At 38.2% G+C, this 18,611-nt stretch carries 18 protein-coding genes; 10 read left to right on the forward strand and 8 right to left on the reverse strand.

The features are described from left to right. The first annotated feature begins 18 nt into the window (after window positions 1-18). Window positions 19-492, forward strand: a complete 474-nt coding sequence (gene trmL / locus ACVIJU_RS05930) for a tRNA (uridine(34)/cytosine(34)/5-carboxymethylaminomethyluridine(34)-2'-O)-methyltransferase TrmL (RefSeq protein ID WP_094244585.1) — start codon at window positions 19-21, stop codon at window positions 490-492. A 189-nt stretch (window positions 493-681) separates the two neighbouring features. Here the strand turns inward: trmL and ACVIJU_RS05935 are convergent, their stop codons facing one another. Further along, complete coding sequence (locus ACVIJU_RS05935; protein WP_456687383.1) at window positions 682-1,794, reverse strand: glycerol dehydrogenase; 1,113 nt, start codon at window positions 1,792-1,794, stop codon at window positions 682-684. 449 nt (window positions 1,795-2,243) lie between these two features. On the opposite strand from ACVIJU_RS05935, the gene ACVIJU_RS05940 reads away from it, so the two are divergent. Together ACVIJU_RS05940 and yhbH are read left to right on the forward strand one after the other, a co-directional pair. Beyond that, window positions 2,244-4,139, forward strand: coding sequence for a PrkA family serine protein kinase (locus ACVIJU_RS05940; protein ID WP_063387245.1), 1,896 nt, complete (start codon window positions 2,244-2,246; stop codon window positions 4,137-4,139). A gap of 199 nt (window positions 4,140-4,338) precedes the next feature. Beyond that, window positions 4,339-5,511: a sporulation protein YhbH gene (yhbH, locus tag ACVIJU_RS05945; RefSeq protein WP_063387246.1), complete on the forward strand. Its 1,173-nt coding sequence runs from the start codon at window positions 4,339-4,341 to the stop codon at window positions 5,509-5,511. A 263-nt stretch (window positions 5,512-5,774) separates the two neighbouring features. Here the strand turns inward: yhbH and yidC are convergent, their stop codons facing one another. Beyond that, the gene (yidC, locus tag ACVIJU_RS05950) at window positions 5,775-6,551 is read right to left on the reverse strand and encodes a membrane protein insertase YidC (protein ID WP_063387247.1); all 777 of its coding nucleotides are present in this window, start codon (window positions 6,549-6,551) and stop codon (window positions 5,775-5,777) included. A gap of 480 nt (window positions 6,552-7,031) precedes the next feature. Between yidC and ACVIJU_RS05955 the strand changes: the two genes are divergently transcribed. Genes ACVIJU_RS05955 through ACVIJU_RS05965 form a run of 3 tightly spaced genes read left to right on the forward strand, consistent with a single transcriptional unit; the run spans window position 7,032 to window position 10,230 of the window. Next, window positions 7,032-7,592, forward strand: a complete 561-nt coding sequence (locus tag ACVIJU_RS05955) for a biotin transporter BioY (RefSeq protein WP_094244590.1) — start codon at window positions 7,032-7,034, stop codon at window positions 7,590-7,592. An 11-nt stretch (window positions 7,593-7,603) separates the two neighbouring features. Beyond that, on the forward strand, window positions 7,604-9,085 hold the full coding sequence (locus tag ACVIJU_RS05960) for an AMP-binding protein (protein ID WP_456687384.1): 1,482 nt from the start codon (window positions 7,604-7,606) through the stop codon (window positions 9,083-9,085). Further along, entirely contained in the window at window positions 9,082-10,230 is a 1,149-nt protein-coding gene (locus ACVIJU_RS05965) for a thiolase family protein (RefSeq protein WP_311066436.1), read from the forward strand. Before ACVIJU_RS05960 ends, ACVIJU_RS05965 begins: the two co-directional genes overlap by 4 nt. A 181-nt stretch (window positions 10,231-10,411) precedes the next feature. Here the strand turns inward: ACVIJU_RS05965 and ACVIJU_RS05970 are convergent, their stop codons facing one another. Together ACVIJU_RS05970 and ACVIJU_RS05975 are read right to left on the reverse strand one after the other, a co-directional pair. Then, the gene (locus tag ACVIJU_RS05970; protein WP_456687385.1) at window positions 10,412-11,050 is read right to left on the reverse strand and encodes a DedA family protein; all 639 of its coding nucleotides are present in this window, start codon (window positions 11,048-11,050) and stop codon (window positions 10,412-10,414) included. A gap of 101 nt (window positions 11,051-11,151) precedes the next feature. Beyond that, window positions 11,152-11,391, reverse strand: a complete 240-nt coding sequence (locus tag ACVIJU_RS05975; protein WP_117016937.1) for a hypothetical protein — start codon at window positions 11,389-11,391, stop codon at window positions 11,152-11,154. A gap of 198 nt (window positions 11,392-11,589) precedes the next feature. On the opposite strand from ACVIJU_RS05975, the gene ACVIJU_RS05980 reads away from it, so the two are divergent. Both ACVIJU_RS05980 and ACVIJU_RS05985 read left to right on the forward strand, forming a co-directional pair. Further along, complete coding sequence (locus tag ACVIJU_RS05980; protein ID WP_063387254.1) at window positions 11,590-12,165, forward strand: NAD(P)H-dependent oxidoreductase; 576 nt, start codon at window positions 11,590-11,592, stop codon at window positions 12,163-12,165. An 81-nt stretch (window positions 12,166-12,246) separates the two neighbouring features. Further along, window positions 12,247-13,071 carry an aldo/keto reductase gene (locus tag ACVIJU_RS05985; protein WP_094244595.1) on the forward strand — a complete coding sequence of 275 codons (825 nt, stop codon included), beginning with the start codon at window positions 12,247-12,249 and terminating at the stop codon, window positions 13,069-13,071. A gap of 441 nt (window positions 13,072-13,512) precedes the next feature. Here the strand turns inward: ACVIJU_RS05985 and ACVIJU_RS05990 are convergent, their stop codons facing one another. Next, window positions 13,513-13,986: a thioredoxin family protein gene (locus tag ACVIJU_RS05990; protein WP_327856420.1), complete on the reverse strand. Its 474-nt coding sequence runs from the start codon at window positions 13,984-13,986 to the stop codon at window positions 13,513-13,515. A 299-nt stretch (window positions 13,987-14,285) separates the two neighbouring features. Further along, window positions 14,286-14,705: a disulfide oxidoreductase gene (locus ACVIJU_RS05995; RefSeq protein ID WP_063387257.1), complete on the reverse strand. Its 420-nt coding sequence runs from the start codon at window positions 14,703-14,705 to the stop codon at window positions 14,286-14,288. 158 nt (window positions 14,706-14,863) lie between these two features. Here ACVIJU_RS05995 and ACVIJU_RS06000 point away from each other — a divergent pair, with 158 nt between their 5' ends. Together ACVIJU_RS06000 and ACVIJU_RS06005 are read left to right on the forward strand one after the other, a co-directional pair. Continuing rightward, on the forward strand, window positions 14,864-15,286 hold the full coding sequence (locus ACVIJU_RS06000) for a CBS domain-containing protein (RefSeq protein ID WP_063387258.1): 423 nt from the start codon (window positions 14,864-14,866) through the stop codon (window positions 15,284-15,286). A gap of 296 nt (window positions 15,287-15,582) precedes the next feature. Continuing rightward, complete coding sequence (locus tag ACVIJU_RS06005) at window positions 15,583-17,331, forward strand: phospho-sugar mutase (RefSeq protein WP_456687386.1); 1,749 nt, start codon at window positions 15,583-15,585, stop codon at window positions 17,329-17,331. A gap of 342 nt (window positions 17,332-17,673) precedes the next feature. Here ACVIJU_RS06005 and ACVIJU_RS06010 read toward each other — a convergent pair whose 3' ends face one another. After that, window positions 17,674-17,919 carry a YhdB family protein gene (locus ACVIJU_RS06010; protein WP_063387261.1) on the reverse strand — a complete coding sequence of 82 codons (246 nt, stop codon included), beginning with the start codon at window positions 17,917-17,919 and terminating at the stop codon, window positions 17,674-17,676. 155 nt (window positions 17,920-18,074) lie between these two features. After that, entirely contained in the window at window positions 18,075-18,512 is a 438-nt protein-coding gene (locus ACVIJU_RS06015) for an Rrf2 family transcriptional regulator (protein ID WP_063387262.1), read from the reverse strand. Window positions 18,513-18,611: the final 99 nt, after the last annotated feature.

The raw sequence follows: 18,611 nt of genomic DNA on the forward strand, positions 1-18,611 counted from the left end.
TTTTCGAGGTGAATCATTGTGGCATTACACGTTGTTTTATATCAACCAGAAATCCCTGCAAATACTGGAAACATTGCTAGAACTTGTGCAGCGACTAATACAGCCCTTCATTTAATTCGTCCTTTAGGTTTTTCAACGGATGATAAAATGCTTCGACGCGCAGGGCTTGATTATTGGGAATTTGTAAACATTCATTATTATGATTCTCTTGACCATTTTTTTCAGCAAAACCAGAACGGGGATTTCTACTATATAACTAAATTTGGAAAACGATATTATACGAGCTATGATTTTAGTGATCCTTCCAAAGAGATTTTCTTCATTTTTGGACGTGAAACAACAGGACTTCCAAAAGAATTGCTTGCAGAAAATGAAGATCGGTGTTTGCGCATTCCAATGACGGAAAACGTTCGGGCATTAAATTTGTCGAACACTGCCGCTATTTTAGTGTATGAGGCGCTAAGACAGCAAAGCTTTCATGGATTATCTTAAACACTTTTAGTTTTGGGCTTCTTTCGGATTGTAAATATACATTATTTTTGGCGGTTATTAAAGGAAGTATGAGAAGGAAGCGGACTACCATAAGGTTAAAAAAGCAAATACAAAGGCCAGAGCTGTCAAAGCGCCTGGCCTTTTTTGCAGTCAACAAGGTATCCCATGAAGAAATGCCAATTCAAAACGTTATTTGCGGTGTTTTTCTTTATATGCTTTCGCATATTGATCAGCAGCAAAAATCGCATCTGCTACATCATCAGCTGTCACATTGAATGCATTATGGATTGTTTCCCCTTCTGCAGTTGCTGCTTTAGCGACTTTTAGTATATCTTCGCGCGAAGCATCTTTTAATTTAATGTCCTCCAACGTGACTGGCAAATCAAGACTCAAATAAAGCTCGATATAGTGTTCAATTTCTTGTTGTGAATGTTCTTCGAGAGCGAGCTGGACAAGAGTACCAAATGCCACTTTCTCTCCGTGTGTCAAATGATGTATTTCGCCTTCTAACGCGGTAAATCCGTTATGAATAGCATGAGCCGCTGCCAAACCGCCGCTTTCAAAACCTAGTCCGCTAAGGAGCGTGTTTGCTTCGACGACCGCTTCTAACGCAGGGGTGACGACTTTTGCTTTTACTGATTCATAGGCAAGCTTCCCGTACTTGAATAAAGTTTGTTCACATTTTTCTGCAATTGCTTCAGCTGCAATTGTAGGGATACCGCCCGCCATCGTTTTTCCTCCGGATTTTATAACACTGCGTGCTTCCACCCAAGTTGCAAGTGCATCAGCGATTCCAGAGGCAAGTAAACGTGGCGGAGCATTGGCGATAATTTTCGTATCGACAAGTACAAGATCTGGATTCTTTTTATAAAAACGGTAGCTTTCAAATACGCCGTCATCAGAATATATAACAGAAAGAGCACTAGTTGGAGCATCAGTTGAAGCAGCTGTCGGCACAATCACTATATAAGCATCTAATTCATCCGCTACCGCTTTTGCGGTATCTAACGTTTTTCCTCCACCAACGCCGATTACAATAGTAGCTTCTGCTTTTCTTGCAATATTCGCGATTCTTTCTACCTCGTTTCTTGAAGCTTCTCCGCTAAAAACTACTTCTTCGGCTGCAATATTTCCTTTTTTTAATTCGTTTACGATTGTATGCCCAGCTATTTTCCAAACTATTTCATCAGCTATCACGACTGTCTTGTTTCCAATTCCTTCAAGATAATTCGCGATTTTTGTAATGACATTTTTACCTTGAACATATTTTGCAGGGCTGATAAATACTCTTTCTGCCGCCATTATTAGCACCCCTTTTATGTTTTGGAGTTATTTTCATGGAACTAACACAAGCCGAAATTCCCTACCTGCTTTACCGCTTCACAAAATTACCGGGAGGACTACTTGTGAACAAATCATCAATATGCACAAAATTATTTTTTGTTGACACCAGGTTTATCGTTGTATCCTGCCGTGAAAATAGCAACTAAAAATGCGATGCAGACACCTAAAACTAAAGCAGTTTTCATGAAAAAGATCCCTCCTTCATATGTACAACGTAATCAAAAATTACTAGTTTTATTATACATTAACATTCCCAACGAGTGAAAGAATTTCCCTAAGGTTTGTCATTTTGTCAAAATTTTTTAACTCATTTTCAAACATTAAGCTAATCAAAAAGCATCTTTAAGGACATCCTCGCATAAATTGTATTAATCTGGTGCTCAAACCAACGATGGAGGAGGTCCCTGATGGATATTTTGAAAAAAATCGAAAAGCATAGAGAAATGGAAGAGCGCTTAAAATGGGAAGGCACCTTCGCTGAATATTTGGAAATATTAAAAGAAAAACCATGGATAGCCCAATCCGCCCACTCTCGCGTTTATAATATGATAAAAGATGCAGGGATTGAGGAGATTAATGGCCGAAAACGATATAAATTTTTCAACCAGGAAATTTTCGGACTGGACGAAGCATTGGAACGGCTTGTGGAAGAATATTTTCATCCCGCTGCTAAGCGGCTGGATGTAAGAAAAAGAATTCTGTTGTTAATGGGTCCTGTCAGCGGCGGAAAATCTACACTTGTCACTTTGTTAAAAAGGGGATTAGAAGAATATTCGAAAACCGATAGAGGTGCAGTTTATGCAATTAAAGGCTGCCCGATGCATGAAGATCCTTTGCACTTAATTCCGCACCATCTTCGCGACGACTTTTATAAAGAATACGGCATTCGAATTGAAGGCAATTTATCTCCGCTTAATATGATGCGCCTTGAAGAAGAATACGGCGGGAGAATTGAGGATGTTTTAGTTGAACGAATTTTTTTCTCAGAAGACAAACGGGTAGGAATCGGCACATTCAGTCCGTCTGATCCAAAATCGCAGGATATTGCCGATTTAACGGGAAGTATAGATTTTTCTACAATTGCTGAATACGGCTCAGAATCCGATCCGAGGGCTTATCGATTTGATGGAGAGCTTAACAAGGCAAACAGAGGAATGATGGAATTTCAAGAGATGTTGAAATGTGATGAAAAATTTTTATGGCATCTGCTATCTCTAACTCAGGAAGGAAATTTTAAAGCGGGCCGATTTGCGCTCATTTCAGCTGATGAGCTCATAGTCGCTCACACGAATGAAACAGAATATCGTTCATTTATTTCAAACAAAAAAAATGAGGCTCTCCATTCGCGAATTATCGTCATGCCGATCCCGTATAATTTAAAGGTCTCCGATGAAGAAAGAATTTACGAAAAAATGATTAAAGAAAGCGATGTATCCGATGTTCATATCGCTCCTCATACATTGAGAGTAGCGGCAATGTTTACTATTTTAACCCGTTTAAAGGAGCCGAAGAGATCGGATATCGATCTTGTGAAAAAGATGCGGCTTTACGACGGAGAATTGGTTGAAGGGTTTAATGCTGTAGATGTGGAAGAGCTAAAAAAAGAATATCCGGAAGAAGGAATGAGCGGCATCGATCCTCGTTACGTCATCAATCGGATTTCTTCTACCATTATTCGGAAAGAAGTGCCTTCTATCAATGCGTTAGATGTACTTCGTTCGTTAAAAGAAGGTTTATATCAGCATCCTTCGATTTCAGAAGAAGACCGTGAGCGTTATTTGAATTTCATTTCCATCGCGCGGAAAGAATACGATGAAATTGCGAAAAAAGAGGTTCAAAAGGCGTTTGTCTATTCATATGAAGAATCAGCAAAAACTTTAATGGACAACTATTTAGATAATGTTGAAGCGTATTGCAATAAAAGCAAAATCCGCGATCCGCTGACAGGCGAGGAAATGAATCCGGATGAAAAATTGATGCGTTCGATTGAGGAGCAAATCGGCATCTCAGAAAATGCAAAAAAGGCTTTCCGAGAAGAAATTTTGATTCGCATTTCAGCATATGCAAGAAAAGGGAAACGTTTTGACTACAATTCCCATGAGCGGTTGCGCGAAGCTATTCAAAAAAAATTGTTTGCAGATTTGAAGGACGTTGTGAAAATTACAACGTCAACTAAAACGCCTGACGAACAGCAATTAAAGAAAATTAACGAGGTTGTAGCGAGACTCATTGATGAATATGGATACAATTCAACATCTGCCAATGAACTTCTTCGCTATGTAGGCAGTTTACTAAATCGTTGACAATTGAAGCTGGTTTCGTTCATGATTCGCCCGAATGGGCGCTATTTTTTTCAAAATTTCTAATCAAAAAAGGTGTGCAACAGCATGTCAATTTTGGAAGATTCGAGCATATGATAGAATAATCTTTTATTTGTCCAAACGAACTCATTCGTTTGAATATAATAAAAGAATTGCCAAGTTTTTTAAGGGAGGGAAAAAAATGACATCCAAAGGGAACCATCACTTTGTTGTTTCTAGAGAGGATTGGTCCCTCCATCGTAAAGGCCATGATGACCAAGTTCGCCATCAAGAAAAAGTGCAAGAAGCGATTCGCAATAATCTCCCTGATCTTATTTCAGAAGAAAGCATCATCATGTCAAACGGAAAAAATGTAGTAAAAATTCCGATACGGTCGCTTGATGAATATAAAATTCGATATAACTATGACAAAAACAAACATGTCGGCCAAGGAAAGGGAGACAGTAAAATTGGCGATGTCGTTGCGAGGGATGGCACAAATGATGCACAAGCAGCTGGGAAAGGCGAAGGCGCTGGAGATTTGCCTGGAGAGGACTATTATGAAGCTGAAGTGTCGATTATGGACTTGGAAAAAGCGTTCTTTCAGGAACTTGAACTTCCAGATTTACAGCAAAAAGAAATGGATGAGAATATTGCTGAAAAAATAGAATTTAACGATGTTCGCCGTACAGGCCTTATGGGAAACATTGATAAAAAACGGACAATGCTTTCGGCATTTAAACGAAATGCGATGGCAGGAAAACGAAGTTTTTATCCGATATATCCGGAAGATTTGAAATTTAAAACTTGGAACGAAGTGGAAAAACCAGAGTCAAAAGCTGTTGTGCTTGCAATGATGGATACGAGCGGTTCTATGGGAATATGGGAAAAATACATGGCGAGAAGTTTCTTCTTTTGGATGATTAGATTTTTAAGATCGAAATACGAAACGGTAGATATTGAATTTATTGCCCATCATACGGAGGCAAAAGTTGTCTCTGAGGATGAATTTTTTTCAAAAGGTGAAAGCGGAGGCACCATTTGTTCTTCTGCCTATCGAAAAGCATTAGCACTTATTGAAGAAAAATACCCGCCTTCCCGGTACAATATTTATCCGTTCCATTTTTCCGATGGAGATAATTTAACTTCAGATAACAGCCGATGCGTGAAGCTTGTCGAAGAACTAATGAAAATTTGCAACATCTTTTGTTACGGCGAGGTCAACCAGTACAACAGATACTCCACCTTAATGTCAGCTTATAAAAACATCAACAATCCAAAATTCCGCTATTTTGTGTTAAAGCAAAAAGCAGATGTGTTTCATGCGATGAAAACTTTTTTTAAAAAACAAGAAAGTAAAACCAGCTATGTGTGAAAAGGGACCTGACATAGGTTCCTTCTTTTGTTTTGCAGTTTCTAGTAACAGCTGTTCAAAAAGATTTTTTGAAGGAAAATTTCAGCAGATTCATTTGCATGTTGGAGAGAAGATAAGCACGAAGATTTTCACAGTCCCCTTCAACCAAAAAAAATTTCCTCCTGCGCTAGACAGGTGATTTTACTGTCTAACGCAAGAGGAAAGATCAATTCGCTAGTTTATTCATATTGTTCGCAAAAGGTATTTTTGTACGGCTACTGATTCTACTGTTCAGAGTTCTTGCCTTTTTCTTTTTCTATTGGTTTATAGTAGAGCTTTTGCGCAAGTAATGTTTGCAGAATAAGGAATGATCCGCTTACTGTCCAGTAAAGAGGCAAGGCAGCTGGTGAAGCAAAAGAAGCTGTTCCTATCATTAGCGGCGACAGCATTCCCATCATTTTCATCGGTCCTTGCAATTGATCTTCAGGTACCGTTCTAATGGAAACTTTAAATTGCACATAATAAATAGCTGCAGCACAAAGCGTCAAAATAAGGTCAGGTGTTCCGAGATTAAACCATAAAAATGAATGTGTTGCAATTTCTTTCGAACCGCGAATGGCATAATACAGCCCCATGATGATCGGCATTTGAATAATAATGGGAAGGCAGCCCATTTTCAATGGATTGATGTCGTGCTTTCGATAGAAATCCATCATTTCCTTTTGAATTTTTTGTTGTTCTGCTTGATCCTTCGCCTTTTTAAACCTTTCTTGCAGCTCCTTCATCTCCGGCATGACTTTCTCCATTTTCAATTTCATATTTTGCTGGTCTTTATATTGGCGAAGCATTAACGGCATAAGAATCAACCGAATCAAGACCGTAATTAAAATAATCGCGATTCCATAGCTGCCGTGAAACCAGTCCGCAAAAGTTTTAATAATAATTGAAAAAGGTTCAACGAATGTTTGATGGAAAAAGCCTGATTGATTTGAGCTGCCAGCGCTGCATCCAGTTAGTGCAACAAAAGTGATCATGACTACGATATACAAAATATTTCGCATCTTTTTCCTCCTTATAAATAAACAAAATGTGTCTCCAACAGGGAAGGAAAAAGATGATCCTCCATATCGTCCGGTCCCTCTTTCCGCTTTCTTTTCTTTATAAGAAATGAAAGAAAAAGGAAAGTGAAATACGGGATCTCTCTTGAAATGCTGTCAAAAAAGCTGTTTTTGAACTGTTCAAATTTCGCTTTGGCAGAAATTTGATAACCAGTACGGACATAACGATGAAAAAAGTTTAGCCCGATCTGTATGCAGATCTGCAGTGAAAGGGCGATGATTAATGTATCAAAAGTCAGCTCTAGTTCGGGCACAAGAGTCACCTCAATAGCAATTATAAAGATATTGTATCGTGAACAAGCCTAATTGTCATTTCTTTATGAAAAAACATTTTAATGTAAACTTAAATAAATTTTAGGTTTACAAAAATCGTTATTTCAACTATTATGTGATTATAAAATTTTTTCGAAAGGAGTTATTTATATGAAGTTATATGATATGGTATTAGTATCAATGTTCGCGGCTGTTGTTGCTGTGCTCGGCCTCATACCGCCGATTGCGCTTCCGTTCACGCCAGTGCCAATCACCGCTCAAACATTGGGTGTGATGCTGGCAGGGGCAATATTAGGATCCAAACGAGGATTTATCAGTTTATTGTTGTTTGTATTACTTGTAGGAGCCGGAGCACCGATTCTTGCTGGCGGAAGAGGCGGGCTGGCAGTATTATTTGGTCCGAGCGGTGGATATATTTTATCTTGGCCTTTTGCATCCTTTATAATCGGTTTTTTAGTTGAAAAGAATTTTGAAAAATTAGCATTTTGGAAAGTGTTAGTATTTAATATAATTGGAGGCATTTTATTTGTTTATTTATGCGGCATTTCCTATTTGTCTTGGATTGCCAATATGAATTGGATAAGTGCGAGCATATCGGCGTTGGCTTATATTCCAGGAGATTTAACAAAAGCGGTGATTTCAGCATTTTTGGCAGTAAGAATTCAAAAATCGTATCCATTGATTAAAGCTCGTAATAAACAGGCTGCTTAAGGGGTGAGCTGATGGGGATCGGGAGAAACATTAGCCAATATGCATACGAACATCCTCAAAAACCGGCAATTAAACAAATAAATGGAGAGACAGTTACATATTATGAACTGTACGAAAATATAAAAAAAATACAAACAGCTTTCGTTCGATTGACAAACAAAAAAAATATAAAAGTTGGCATATTAATGGGAAACACTTCAGAATTTTTAGAAGTGTTTTTTGCCGTTATTACACTTGGCGGGATTGCTGTTCCTTTTGATCCAAAATGGAGAAAGCGCGATATCCGGCATGTATTGGAAAGCGGCCAGCTGGATGTATGCATTGGAAGCCGCGATTTTTTGGAGCGGACCGGAATAAAGCAGGAGAACGTCATGTTAATTGATGAAATAAAAAAAGATGTCCAAACGGATCATCACGAGAAGTGGGAAGAGTTTGATGAAGAATTGTTTTATCTCGGCTTTACTTCAGGTTCAACTGGAAAACCGAAAGGATATATGAGAAATCATAAATCTTGGCTGGAAAGCTTTAATGTCGGAGAACAAATTTTTGGATATGGAAAAAATGATGTCATCCTTGCTCCCGGCCCTTTATGTCATTCGTTGTCCCTGTTTGCGGCTGTTCACGCCTTACATATCGGGGCGACTTTTTATTTGCTCCCGGCTTTTTCTCAAAAGGAAACATTTAATATTTTGTTAAAGAGAGAGGCAACTGTATTTTATGGTGTTCCAACGATGATTCAAGCTTTGCTTCAAATGAAGAAAAATGAAGAGAAATGCATAATGAACAATGTAACAATTATTTCGTCTGGTGCAAAGCTTTCTTATGAAGCTAGAAAGCAGTTAAAAGAAATGTTTCCGAACGGACAGTTGTTTGAGTTTTATGGTGCATCAGAATTAAGCTTTGTCAGTTATGTCGATGATGAAATTTTTAAAAAAGCGCCAAAAAGTGTCGGCATTCCTTTTCCAGGTGTGGAAGTAGCAATCAGAAAAAAAGATGGATCGGAAGCATCCTTTAATGAAGTTGGGGAAGTAGTCGTACGTAGCAATTTATTATTTTCAGGGTATTTCAACAACCCGATTGAAACAAAAAATGTATTGAAGGATGACGGCGCATCAATTGGTGATTTAGGGTACTTAGACGAGAACGGTTTTCTAACGATCGTTGGGCGCGAGAAAAATATGTTCATCAGCGGCGGTTTAAATATTTATCCGGAAGAAATTGAAAAAGTTTTGAAGGAACGGGATGAGGTTGAGGAAGCGGTTGTTATTGGAGTAGAGGACGATTATTGGGGGCAAAAGCCGGTTGCATTTATTAAATGGAAAGAGAAAGCTCAGCATAGAAGCTTCAATGCATTAAAGCGCTATTGCCGATCTGAGCTCCCGTTATATAAATGCCCGCGAACGTTTTATGAAGTGGACGAGTTCCCTTATACATCCAGCGGAAAGATTGCGCGAAAAGAACTTGAATTCATTGTGAAAGGGGAAGAAAAATGACGATCCCTGTCATTGTTATGGCAAAAAGAACGGCTATTGGAAAAATGGGGGGAATGTTTAAATACGTCCGCCCTGAACAACTGGCTGCTGCAGTCATCAAAGCGGTTGTAGACGAGAGCGGAATTGATCCGCAGGAAATTGATGAAGTTATTTTAGGAAATGCGGTCGGTCCAGGAGGAAATATCGCTAGACTCTCACTCCTTTTAGCGGGGCTTCCCGATCAAGTTCCGGGTATTACTGTTGATCGCCAATGCGGATCAGGATTGGAAGCGGTGAATCTCGCTTGCCGGCTTGTCCAATCAGGAGCCGGCGACATTTATATTGCCGGAGGAGTCGAAAGTACAAGCCTTGCCCCTTGGAAAATTGAAAAACCTTTATCTTTATATGAAATGAAGCCACCTAAGATCTATACGAGAGCACGGTTTTCGCCGGAGTCGTTCGGTGATCCTGAAATGGGGGAAGCGGCGGAAAATGTTGCGGAAGCGTTTCAAATTTCAAGGGAAGAGCAGGACTTGTTTGCATACAGCAGCCATCAAAAAGCGGTTCAAGCGATGGAGAATGACAGATTCAGCAGTGAAATTGTCCCTGTAAATGGCATGGATCGTGATGAATGTCCAAGGAAAAGGTTGAGCTTGGAAAGGCTTCGTGCCATGAAGCCGATATTTAAAGAAAATGGCACAGTGACTGTTGGAAATTCTTGTCCATTGAATGACGGGGCTTGTGCCGTCCTTGTCATGTCTGAAAAAAAATGCCGAGAGCTTGGGCTTCTGCCCGTTCTGAAATTTGTCGATTGTACAAGTGCAGGTGTCGATCCGAACCTTTTAGGCATTGGTCCTGTTCCAGCAGTGCAACAGCTGCTGAAACGAACCGGCTTCCAAATGGAGGATATCGATTTAATCGAATTTAATGAAGCTTTTGCCTCTCAAGTATTGGCTTCTGTTAAGCAATTAAACATCCCATTGGAAAAGCTGAATGTGGGAGGAGGGGCTATTGCCATCGGACATCCTTATGGTGCTTCAGGCGCTATTCTTGTTGCAAGGCTTTGCACAGAAATGAAAAGATTGAGAGGCAAACGGGCAATCGCAACATTAGGAATCGCAGGTGGTCTGGGCCTCGCTACATTGTTTGAATTGTATGACGCATAAAACAAATCATTGGAAAGCGCGTTTTCGAAGCAGCTTTCCAATATCCTTTCATTCGGCCAGACAAGTGGAAATAATCGCTTATCAGCGATGAATGGAATAGCTAAGCCTCAATCATCATTGCGAGCGGTATTTGTTTGATTGAGGCGAGCTAAAAGTATAAAAAACGTGCATATATTATTTTTCAGCGCTTCAGGCAAAGCGTTATGATTTGGAGCGTCGGAATCGAAAAAAAATACCAAATGATGATTGCAGCAAATACAAGAACGGCGATCACAGCATAAATGATTTTTGAATAAATGTCTATGTATTCGGTAATGAGAGGCCAAGCTTCTCCTAATCCCGCGCCAACCGATACGAGAAATATATTCCATACGAGAGAACCGATTGTGGTAAAAATCAAAAATAGAACGAAATTCATGTTGGACATTCCAGCAGGAATGGAAATTAAGCTTCGCAATAACGGAATAACTCGGCAAAATAACACAGTCCATATGCCGTAACGGTCAAACCAATTGTCTGCTTTATGTATATCCTCTTTTGTAATTTTCAATATGTATCCCCAACGGTCTACAATTTTTTCCAACCTCTCAACATCCAGCAACAGACCGACGCCGTATAAAATGATTGCACCGACAACGGAGCCGCAAGTTGCCGCCAAAATAACTCCTGGAACTGTCAAGTTCGAATAAGTCGTCATAAAACCGCCAAAAGGAAGGACAATTTCGGACGGAATCGGTGGAAAAATGTTTTCTAGCGCAATAATTAAAAAAATCCCGAGGTAGCCATATTGCTCCATAAATTCTGTAATCCAGTTTTCCATTCAAGTTCCTCCTAATAACGAACAAATTCTCTATATATTATACTAAAGAAATTGTCCAAAAAATGATCAAAAATAAAATCCAGCCAATTGACTGGATGTCCCTAAAGAAGTATATAAAGCTGATAAAGTGCAATTAAAACGGTGGACACAATTAAAATGTTTTTGGCTACTATTTGTTTTTTCTGTTTGTCGATGATTTTCAATTCTTTTTTATTTACTTTCGAGTAATTGGCTGCAATCCATTGTTTTACTTCCCATTTGTTTTGACAGGTCGCCAAATACGTTTCTCCATTTTTTCCAGTTGCATGAATAATAAAACGGCAAGTTTTTTTTGTACTCAAATAGTATTCCCAACCTTTTCAAAAAAAGATTTAGATTACTGTTATTTTATCAGTTTCCAACTAACTTTCAACCTTATTTTATGATTATTTTCCATTTCAAAAATTATGAAAAATGAAAGGGGATTCATTATTTTCTGTCGTGCATGAAGTTCAACAAGAACTTTCATACTAAAAGTAACATCATCTGGAGGTAGTTTTATGAATTCACTGATTATTTACGCCCATCCAAATCCAAACAGTTTTAATTACGCGATCTTGCAGACTACTGTACAAAAACTTCAGCAAAAGCAGCATGAAATTAGAATTCGGGATTTATATGAAATGAACTTTAATCCTGTCTTAAAAGAGGATTACTTTACAAAACAAAATCCAGCCGTATCCAAAGCGATACAAGAAGAGCAAATGCATTTTTCGTGGGCGAAACAATTAATTTTTATTTATCCGACATGGTGGAACGGCATGCCCGCTATTTTAAAAGGATATATCGAAAAAATATTCACGAATGGCTTCGCTTTTACGTTTACGGATGAAGGGGCAAAAGGGCTTTTGCAAAATAAAAGAGCGATTATTTTTCAAACAACATCTCATCCGGAAAATTATTTAAAGCCATATCAGTTAATTGCATCAATGGAGACAATCGTTGATGTCGGTATTTTAAATTTTTGCGGGATTGAAACAATCACTCATAAGTTTTTTTATTCAGTTCCTTATGTCGATGAAAATACGAAAAAGGCGATGCTAAAGGAAGTAGAAGATATAGTTGAAATGATTTAATTTTTTCGAAATATTCACTTTTTGATAGGGATCATGCATAATAGAAATGATGCACCAAAACTAGAAAGGGAGTGAAGTTGGTTGGTCAAAAGCTTGCAAGATACGGTGACTTTACATAATGGTGTTAAAATGCCGTGGTTTGGTTTAGGCGTATATAAAGTCAATGAAGGGGAAGAAGTAATTCAAGCTGTAAAATCAGCAATTAAAGCGGGCTACCGCAGCATAGATACGGCGGCATATTATAAAAATGAAGAGGGAGTCGGAATTGCGATAAAAGAATCGGGAATACCGAGAGAAGAACTATTTATCACAACAAAAGTTTGGAATGACGATCAAGGCTACGACTCTACATTAAAAGCGTTTGATGACAGCCTAAATCGATTAGGATTAGACTATTTGGATCTATATTTAATCCACTGGCCAGTTTCAGGAAAATATAAAGAAACATGGAAGGCATTAGAACGGTTGTATAAAGACGGAAGAGTTCGGGCGATTGGAGTCTGCAACTTCCATGTTCACCATTTAGAGGATTTATTGCAAAGTGCGGAGATTAAACCGATGGTTAATCAGGTGGAATTTCATCCAAGATTAACACAGGAGGAACTTAGAAAATATTGCAAAGAGCAAAACATTCAATTTGAAGCTTGGTCCCCGCTTATGAGAGGTGGGCTTCTCGATAATGAAACTTTAGCCGAGATTGCTGAAAAATACAATAAAACGATCGCACAGGTGATTCTCCGTTGGGATCTTCAACATGAGGTCGTGACAATTCCAAAATCGACAAAAGAGCATCGAATTATTGAAAATGCTTCTATTTTCGATTTTGAACTATCTCAAGAAGATATGGAAAAAATCGATTCCCTCAATAAAAATGAGCGGATAGGTCCTGATCCTGATACTTTTTAAAAGGTAAGAAATAAGAAATCGGTAATACTACAAGCCTTTCCTATATGCTGTTCAGCAGCTTTTGAAAGGTGAAAAAATGCTTCAGCTTCAATGGAAATACATTTGTGAGCTTGAAGAAGAAATATGTTTGGAAATCTTTCCGGATAAATTGATTATTTTGCGATAGTGATTTGCAAATCATTCATCATTTTGCTGGAGCCAAGCGTATGAAGACGATTTATTGCAGTATGAACAAAATTTCTAAATATTGGAGCTACGGATATTCTGTCCGCTTTTCCTGTTAAGATTGACAAAATTTGATTATTCAAAAAGCCGCTTTTGAAATAAAAGCGGCTTTAACTTTCTTGTGCAAGTTTTTGTTTTTCTCCGACAGACAATTGTTCCATATTGCCAAGCAGGCATTTACAGCTTCCATGTTTGTCATGAAAAGACAGGTTTTCCTTATTCTGATTTTGTCCAATTTTCCAGCGCTTCTCGAAAAACGTTTTTTTCCTGTGAACCGACGATACGATCGGCTTCTTTTCCGTTTACATAATGGACAAGCGTTGGAGTTGCATCAATTTTATACTCGTCCCAGCCCTCTTCAAACTCAAGAAGGTTGTATTGGTAGATATCCACATTTAATTCTTTTGCCAAAGGCATTAAGATCGGTGTTGTGTTTTTACAGTGCGGGCAGGTAGAACTGAAAAAATAGACAATGACATCTTCTTGATTATTTAATTTTGTTTCTAGCTCATCCGGAAGTATGATGTTTTGATAATTTGGATCATCCAGCAGCTTGACGGTTTCAGGATGCAGGCTCGACTTTTTGTACGGATTTCCTTCCGCCTTTTGCTTATTTTGCAAATTTGTTACAATTGCCAGTGCCGCGAACAGTACAATAATGATTCCGCCGAATATAAGCAGTTTTTTCATATAATTTGGCGAGAAGACCCCGTAATTTTAAAAATTTTGGGGAAAGTATCGCCGTTATTCACTCCTTTCGTTCCTTTGCACTAAAAAATGTAAACCGATTTTCATAAATGACGGGAATGACGGCAACCGCAAAAAATAAATGTTTATCTTTCTAAGACCTCATGAACTTGCCGGATTGCGATTAAGTCTTAATATGGGTAAAAAAACATAATTGAAAGCTATAAATCCAAAGGTTTTGTTTGCTGGTCTATAGAATTTGCATCATTCGCCTCTTGAAAAATCTGAAAATAACGGAAACGTTATCCTTTCTGCCGTAAAATGAAAAAGCTTGTGAGGAAAATAATTGAAAAGCCAATTAAAGCCAAGAAAGGAATTGTAACGAATCCAAACCAATTAATGTAGTCGCTTGTACAAGGAACTCTTCCGCATGCGAGGCTATGTTCCCCCAAAAAAGGAATTTTTTGTATAGAATAATGGTAAATGGAAATCATGCCTCCCATAATGGACAAAGTTAAGGAATAGCTTGCAATTTTGTAATCCTTTTTTACTACAGCTATTCCAAGTATAACAACGAGCGGGTACATAAATATCCTTTGAAACCAGCACAATTTACATGGTTCGAAATGCATGATCTCAGAAAAATACAGGCTTCCTAAGGTAGAAATTAAAGAAGCGATCCAGCCTATCAACAGCAAATTGTCTTTTCGCTTATCATCCATCCAACTAACCTCTCTGTTTTCTTTCTAAAGGCATTATAATACATTTCCCCTGAATTAAAAATGATTTTGCGATGAAATCAATAAAACATCAGCTAAGAATTATTATCATTCATAAATTTTTACATATTGTTCAAACTATCAACGAAAGGAGTGAGACTATGGATAAAATTCGCGATATCATGTCTTCTAATGTCATTTCCGTTTCATCAAATCAAACTGTTCAGGAAGCTGCTCAGTTAATGAGACAGCATAATGTTGGTGCGATCCCTGTTGCAGATAATGGACAATTAAAAGGAATTATTACAGACCGTGATATTACGCTTCGCTCAACAGCTCAGGGCAAAAACGAAAGCACAACCGTTGCAGAAGTTATGTCGACAAACCCTGTATGCTGTAGTCCAGACGCGAGTCTGCAAGAAGCTGCCCAAATCATGGCACAAAATCAAATTCGCCGGTTGCCTGTAGTGGAAAATAATCAAGTTGTCGGCATGGTCGCATTAGGAGATTTAGCAACAAATAAGACTTCTGATGAAGCGGCAGGAGAAGCATTAACAAACATTTCTGAAAAAGATCTTCAATAACCCCTCTTGCAATCCCGGGATGGGAGTGCCTTGCTGAAAAAAGAGCGTCCGTTTGGCGCTCTTTTTTCCGTTCAGTGGCAAAGAGCTTTGTCGCTCGGTTTGTTTTTTTTCAAATGATACAAATATTACATAAATTTATAAATAACTGGAGAAATGGAAAGACGATCATTTGCGAAAAATATGTAAAAGCTGTTTCGAATAGTTCTAAAAATAGGGATGATCATCTCATTTCCATAAAATTTGTGATAAAATATTTCAGGAGAGAAAAAGAAGGGGAACTGGAGGGGTGTTAAGTTATGGCGAAATGGAAAGAAAATTATCAACGATGGATATCGAAAGAAGATATAGATCAAGAGCTAAAACAGCAATTACTAGAAAAAGCAGACAATGAACTCGAATTAGAGGACTGCTTTTATAAAAGCTTAGAGTTTGGTACAGGAGGAATGCGGGGAGAAATTGGCCCAGGCACAAATCGGATGAACATTTATACAATCCGCAAGGCTTCTGAGGGATTGGCAAGATATATTGAATCTTTTGGAGAAGAAGCCAAAAGACGCGGCGTGGTAATTGCTTACGATTCCCGCCACAAATCGCCGCAATTTGCTATGGAAGCGGCAAAAACTATCGCAACGCATGGTATTCAAACTTATGTATTTGATGAATTAAGGCCAACTCCTGAATTATCTTTTGCTGTCCGTTTTTTAAACGCATTTTCAGGTGTTGTAATAACGGCAAGCCATAACCCGCCGGAATATAATGGATTTAAAGTTTACGGAGAGGATGGAGGTCAGATTCCTCCAAAAATAGCTGATGAAATCATCAAAAAAGTGAATGAAGTTGAAAATGAATTAGAAGTTGCTGTTGAAAATGAAGATATTTTAAAACAAAAAGGCTTGATTAAAATCATTGGAGCGGAAATAGACGAAGCATATAATGAAAAGATCAAAACGATTTCACTGAATCCTAATTTGGCAAAAGAAGTAGATGTAAAGGTCGTTTTTACGCCGCTGCATGGTACAGCCAATAAACCGGTTCGACGAGCTCTTCAATCATTAGGCTATCAAAATGTAACCGTCGTCAAAGAGCAGGAGCTTCCAGATCCAAATTTTTCGACAGTGGCTTCGCCGAATCCTGAGGAGCATGCAGCGTTTGAGCTAGCGATAAGAGAAGGGAAACGCATTGATGCTGATATTTTAATCGGAACTGACCCTGATGCTGACCGTTTAGGAGTTGCTGTCAAAAATGACAAAGGCGAATACATTGTGTTAACAGGAAACCAAACGGGTGCGATTTTGCTCAACTATATCCTTTCTGAGAAAAAGAAAAAAGGATTGCTGCCTGAAAATGGCGTTGTTCTAAAAACGATTGTTACGTCGGAAATAGGCCGCGCAATAGCGGAGGAATATGGACTAAAAACAATTGATACGCTTACCGGGTTTAAATTTATCGGGGAAAAAATTAAAGAATTTGAACAAACGAAACAATACAAATTTCAATTCGGTTATGAGGAAAGCTACGGATATTTAATTGGCGATTTTGCCAGAGACAAAGATGCCGTTCAAGCGGCCGTTTTAGCTGTTGAAGTATGTGCATTTTATAAGAAAAAAGGGCTCACACTTTATGACGGATTAATGGAAATTTTCAATCGATACGGGTATTACAGAGAAGGGTTAAAATCGTTAACCTTAAAAGGTAAGGACGGAGCAGAACAGATTAAGCGAATTTTAGAATCTTTCCGCCAAAATCCGCTTGCTGAAATTGCAGGTAAAACGGTTACGATTATCGAGGATTATTTAACAAGTGAACGTACATTGCTTCAATCGAACAAAAAGGAAACAATTGATTTGCCAAAATCAAATGTATTGAAATATTTCCTTGAAGACGGATCTTGGTTCTGTTTGCGGCCTTCGGGAACCGAGCCGAAAGTGAAATTTTATTTTGCTGTTCAGGCCGATTCACTGAATAATAGTGAAAAGGCATTGGAAGAATTAATAAATGCCGTAATGGAAAAAGTAAATGATATTCTGACAGTTAAAAAAGCTTAACTCCATTTCGATTGAGATCCCTTCAGTCTATCCAATAAGTCTTAAAAATAAGAGCGAGGGAGAAAAACAAGACGTTTTTCCACCCTCGCTTTTTCGTTTACGCTCTTAAAAAAGCGAGCTAAGTCCCGAGTTTTGGCAAAGTTGATAGCCGATTATAGCAGCGGATCAATAGCCATGAAAAAAGGCTCCTGAAAAAACGGGCTTTCGGCAAAAACGATCGCCGCTTTTAGCATTGAAGCAATAACTTAAACGACTAAAACAGAAAGAAAAAGCAACCCCATTTTTCAGAAATAACTTTTCTGAAAAAAGGTTGCTTAAACTATTGAGTCACCTTTCTGGAAACTATTTCAGCGCGATTTCCGGTTCAACCTCTGTTACGTTTTCTAATGCATGGTCAATATAACGAAGTAAAGCATATAGTTTATGCTCAATAATTTGATAATCGTGTTCAAAATTATAAGCGTGTAAAAAATGCTCAATTTTTTTGGAAAGAAAATCGTCGTTTGTGCGCACCATTAAAATAATCAAATTGTCCCATTGCGAACGGTGCGTGTAATATAATGCTTTGTCGTAATCCATTTTATTCATAATAAACATCCCTCCCTAAAAGGAGTTATGTTTATTGTATGAATAAATCGGTTTTTTGTACCGTTGCAAATGTTGGACATAACAACAGCCGTTTCTTTCAAAACAAATGTATAAATGCCTCATTCAAAAAACGAAAGACCATTTAAGGCTTTTTTCTACTTCACATTAAACAAATGCTTCAATTCGTTTTGATTTATGATTAAATCAGCGAGTGTGTACTGATCCAGCACTTGTAAATAAGCTTGCAAGGCTTGCTGGAAAACATGGCGCAGCCTGCAGGCGGATGTGATCACACATTCGCTGTTTTTTTCATTAAAACATTCGACAAGATGGAAATCTTCTTCAGTTTTTCTGACCACATCGCCAATATTTATTTCGGATGCAGGACGTGCTAAACGGAAACCGCCATTTCGTCCTCGAATCGTTTCAATATACCCGTTTTTCCCAAGCTGGTAAATGACCTTCATTAAATGGTTTTTTGAAATGCCGTACACATCCGCAATTTCTTTAATATTGGATAATTCCTCTCGGTTTTTCGTGCCAATGTAAATGAGCACACGGAGCGAATAGTCAGTATAGTTTGTAAGACGCATTGGCCTCCCTCTCTTTGTCCGTACTAGCTCCATTATACACTGATGGATAATTTAGGTTCAAAAATGTGACATCTTTTCAAAAGATGTATTTAAAATATT

Source organism: Aeribacillus sp. SP014 (assembly GCF_054055575.1).

Excerpts from the sequence above, each read along its gene's own strand:
- ACVIJU_RS05935 (WP_456687383.1), bottom strand. The coding sequence starts at position 1,794 with ATGGCGGCAGAAAGAGTATTTATCAGCCCTGCAAAATATGTTCAAGGT.
- ACVIJU_RS05940 (WP_063387245.1), top strand. The coding sequence starts at position 2,244 with ATGGATATTTTGAAAAAAATCGAAAAGCATAGAGAAATGGAAGAGCGC.
- yhbH (WP_063387246.1), top strand. The coding sequence starts at position 4,339 with ATGACATCCAAAGGGAACCATCACTTTGTTGTTTCTAGAGAGGATTGG.
- yidC (WP_063387247.1), bottom strand. The coding sequence starts at position 6,551 with ATGCGAAATATTTTGTATATCGTAGTCATGATCACTTTTGTTGCACTA.
- ACVIJU_RS05955 (WP_094244590.1), top strand. The coding sequence starts at position 7,032 with ATGAAGTTATATGATATGGTATTAGTATCAATGTTCGCGGCTGTTGTT.
- ACVIJU_RS05960 (WP_456687384.1), top strand. The coding sequence starts at position 7,604 with ATGGGGATCGGGAGAAACATTAGCCAATATGCATACGAACATCCTCAA.
- ACVIJU_RS05965 (WP_311066436.1), top strand. The coding sequence starts at position 9,082 with ATGACGATCCCTGTCATTGTTATGGCAAAAAGAACGGCTATTGGAAAA.
- ACVIJU_RS05970 (WP_456687385.1), bottom strand. The coding sequence starts at position 11,050 with ATGGAAAACTGGATTACAGAATTTATGGAGCAATATGGCTACCTCGGG.
- ACVIJU_RS05980 (WP_063387254.1), top strand. The coding sequence starts at position 11,590 with ATGAATTCACTGATTATTTACGCCCATCCAAATCCAAACAGTTTTAAT.
- ACVIJU_RS05990 (WP_327856420.1), bottom strand. The coding sequence starts at position 13,986 with ATGAAAAAACTGCTTATATTCGGCGGAATCATTATTGTACTGTTCGCG.
- ACVIJU_RS05995 (WP_063387257.1), bottom strand. The coding sequence starts at position 14,705 with ATGGATGATAAGCGAAAAGACAATTTGCTGTTGATAGGCTGGATCGCT.
- ACVIJU_RS06000 (WP_063387258.1), top strand. The coding sequence starts at position 14,864 with ATGGATAAAATTCGCGATATCATGTCTTCTAATGTCATTTCCGTTTCA.
- ACVIJU_RS06005 (WP_456687386.1), top strand. The coding sequence starts at position 15,583 with ATGGCGAAATGGAAAGAAAATTATCAACGATGGATATCGAAAGAAGAT.
- ACVIJU_RS06010 (WP_063387261.1), bottom strand. The coding sequence starts at position 17,919 with ATGAATAAAATGGATTACGACAAAGCATTATATTACACGCACCGTTCG.
- ACVIJU_RS06015 (WP_063387262.1), bottom strand. The coding sequence starts at position 18,512 with ATGCGTCTTACAAACTATACTGACTATTCGCTCCGTGTGCTCATTTAC.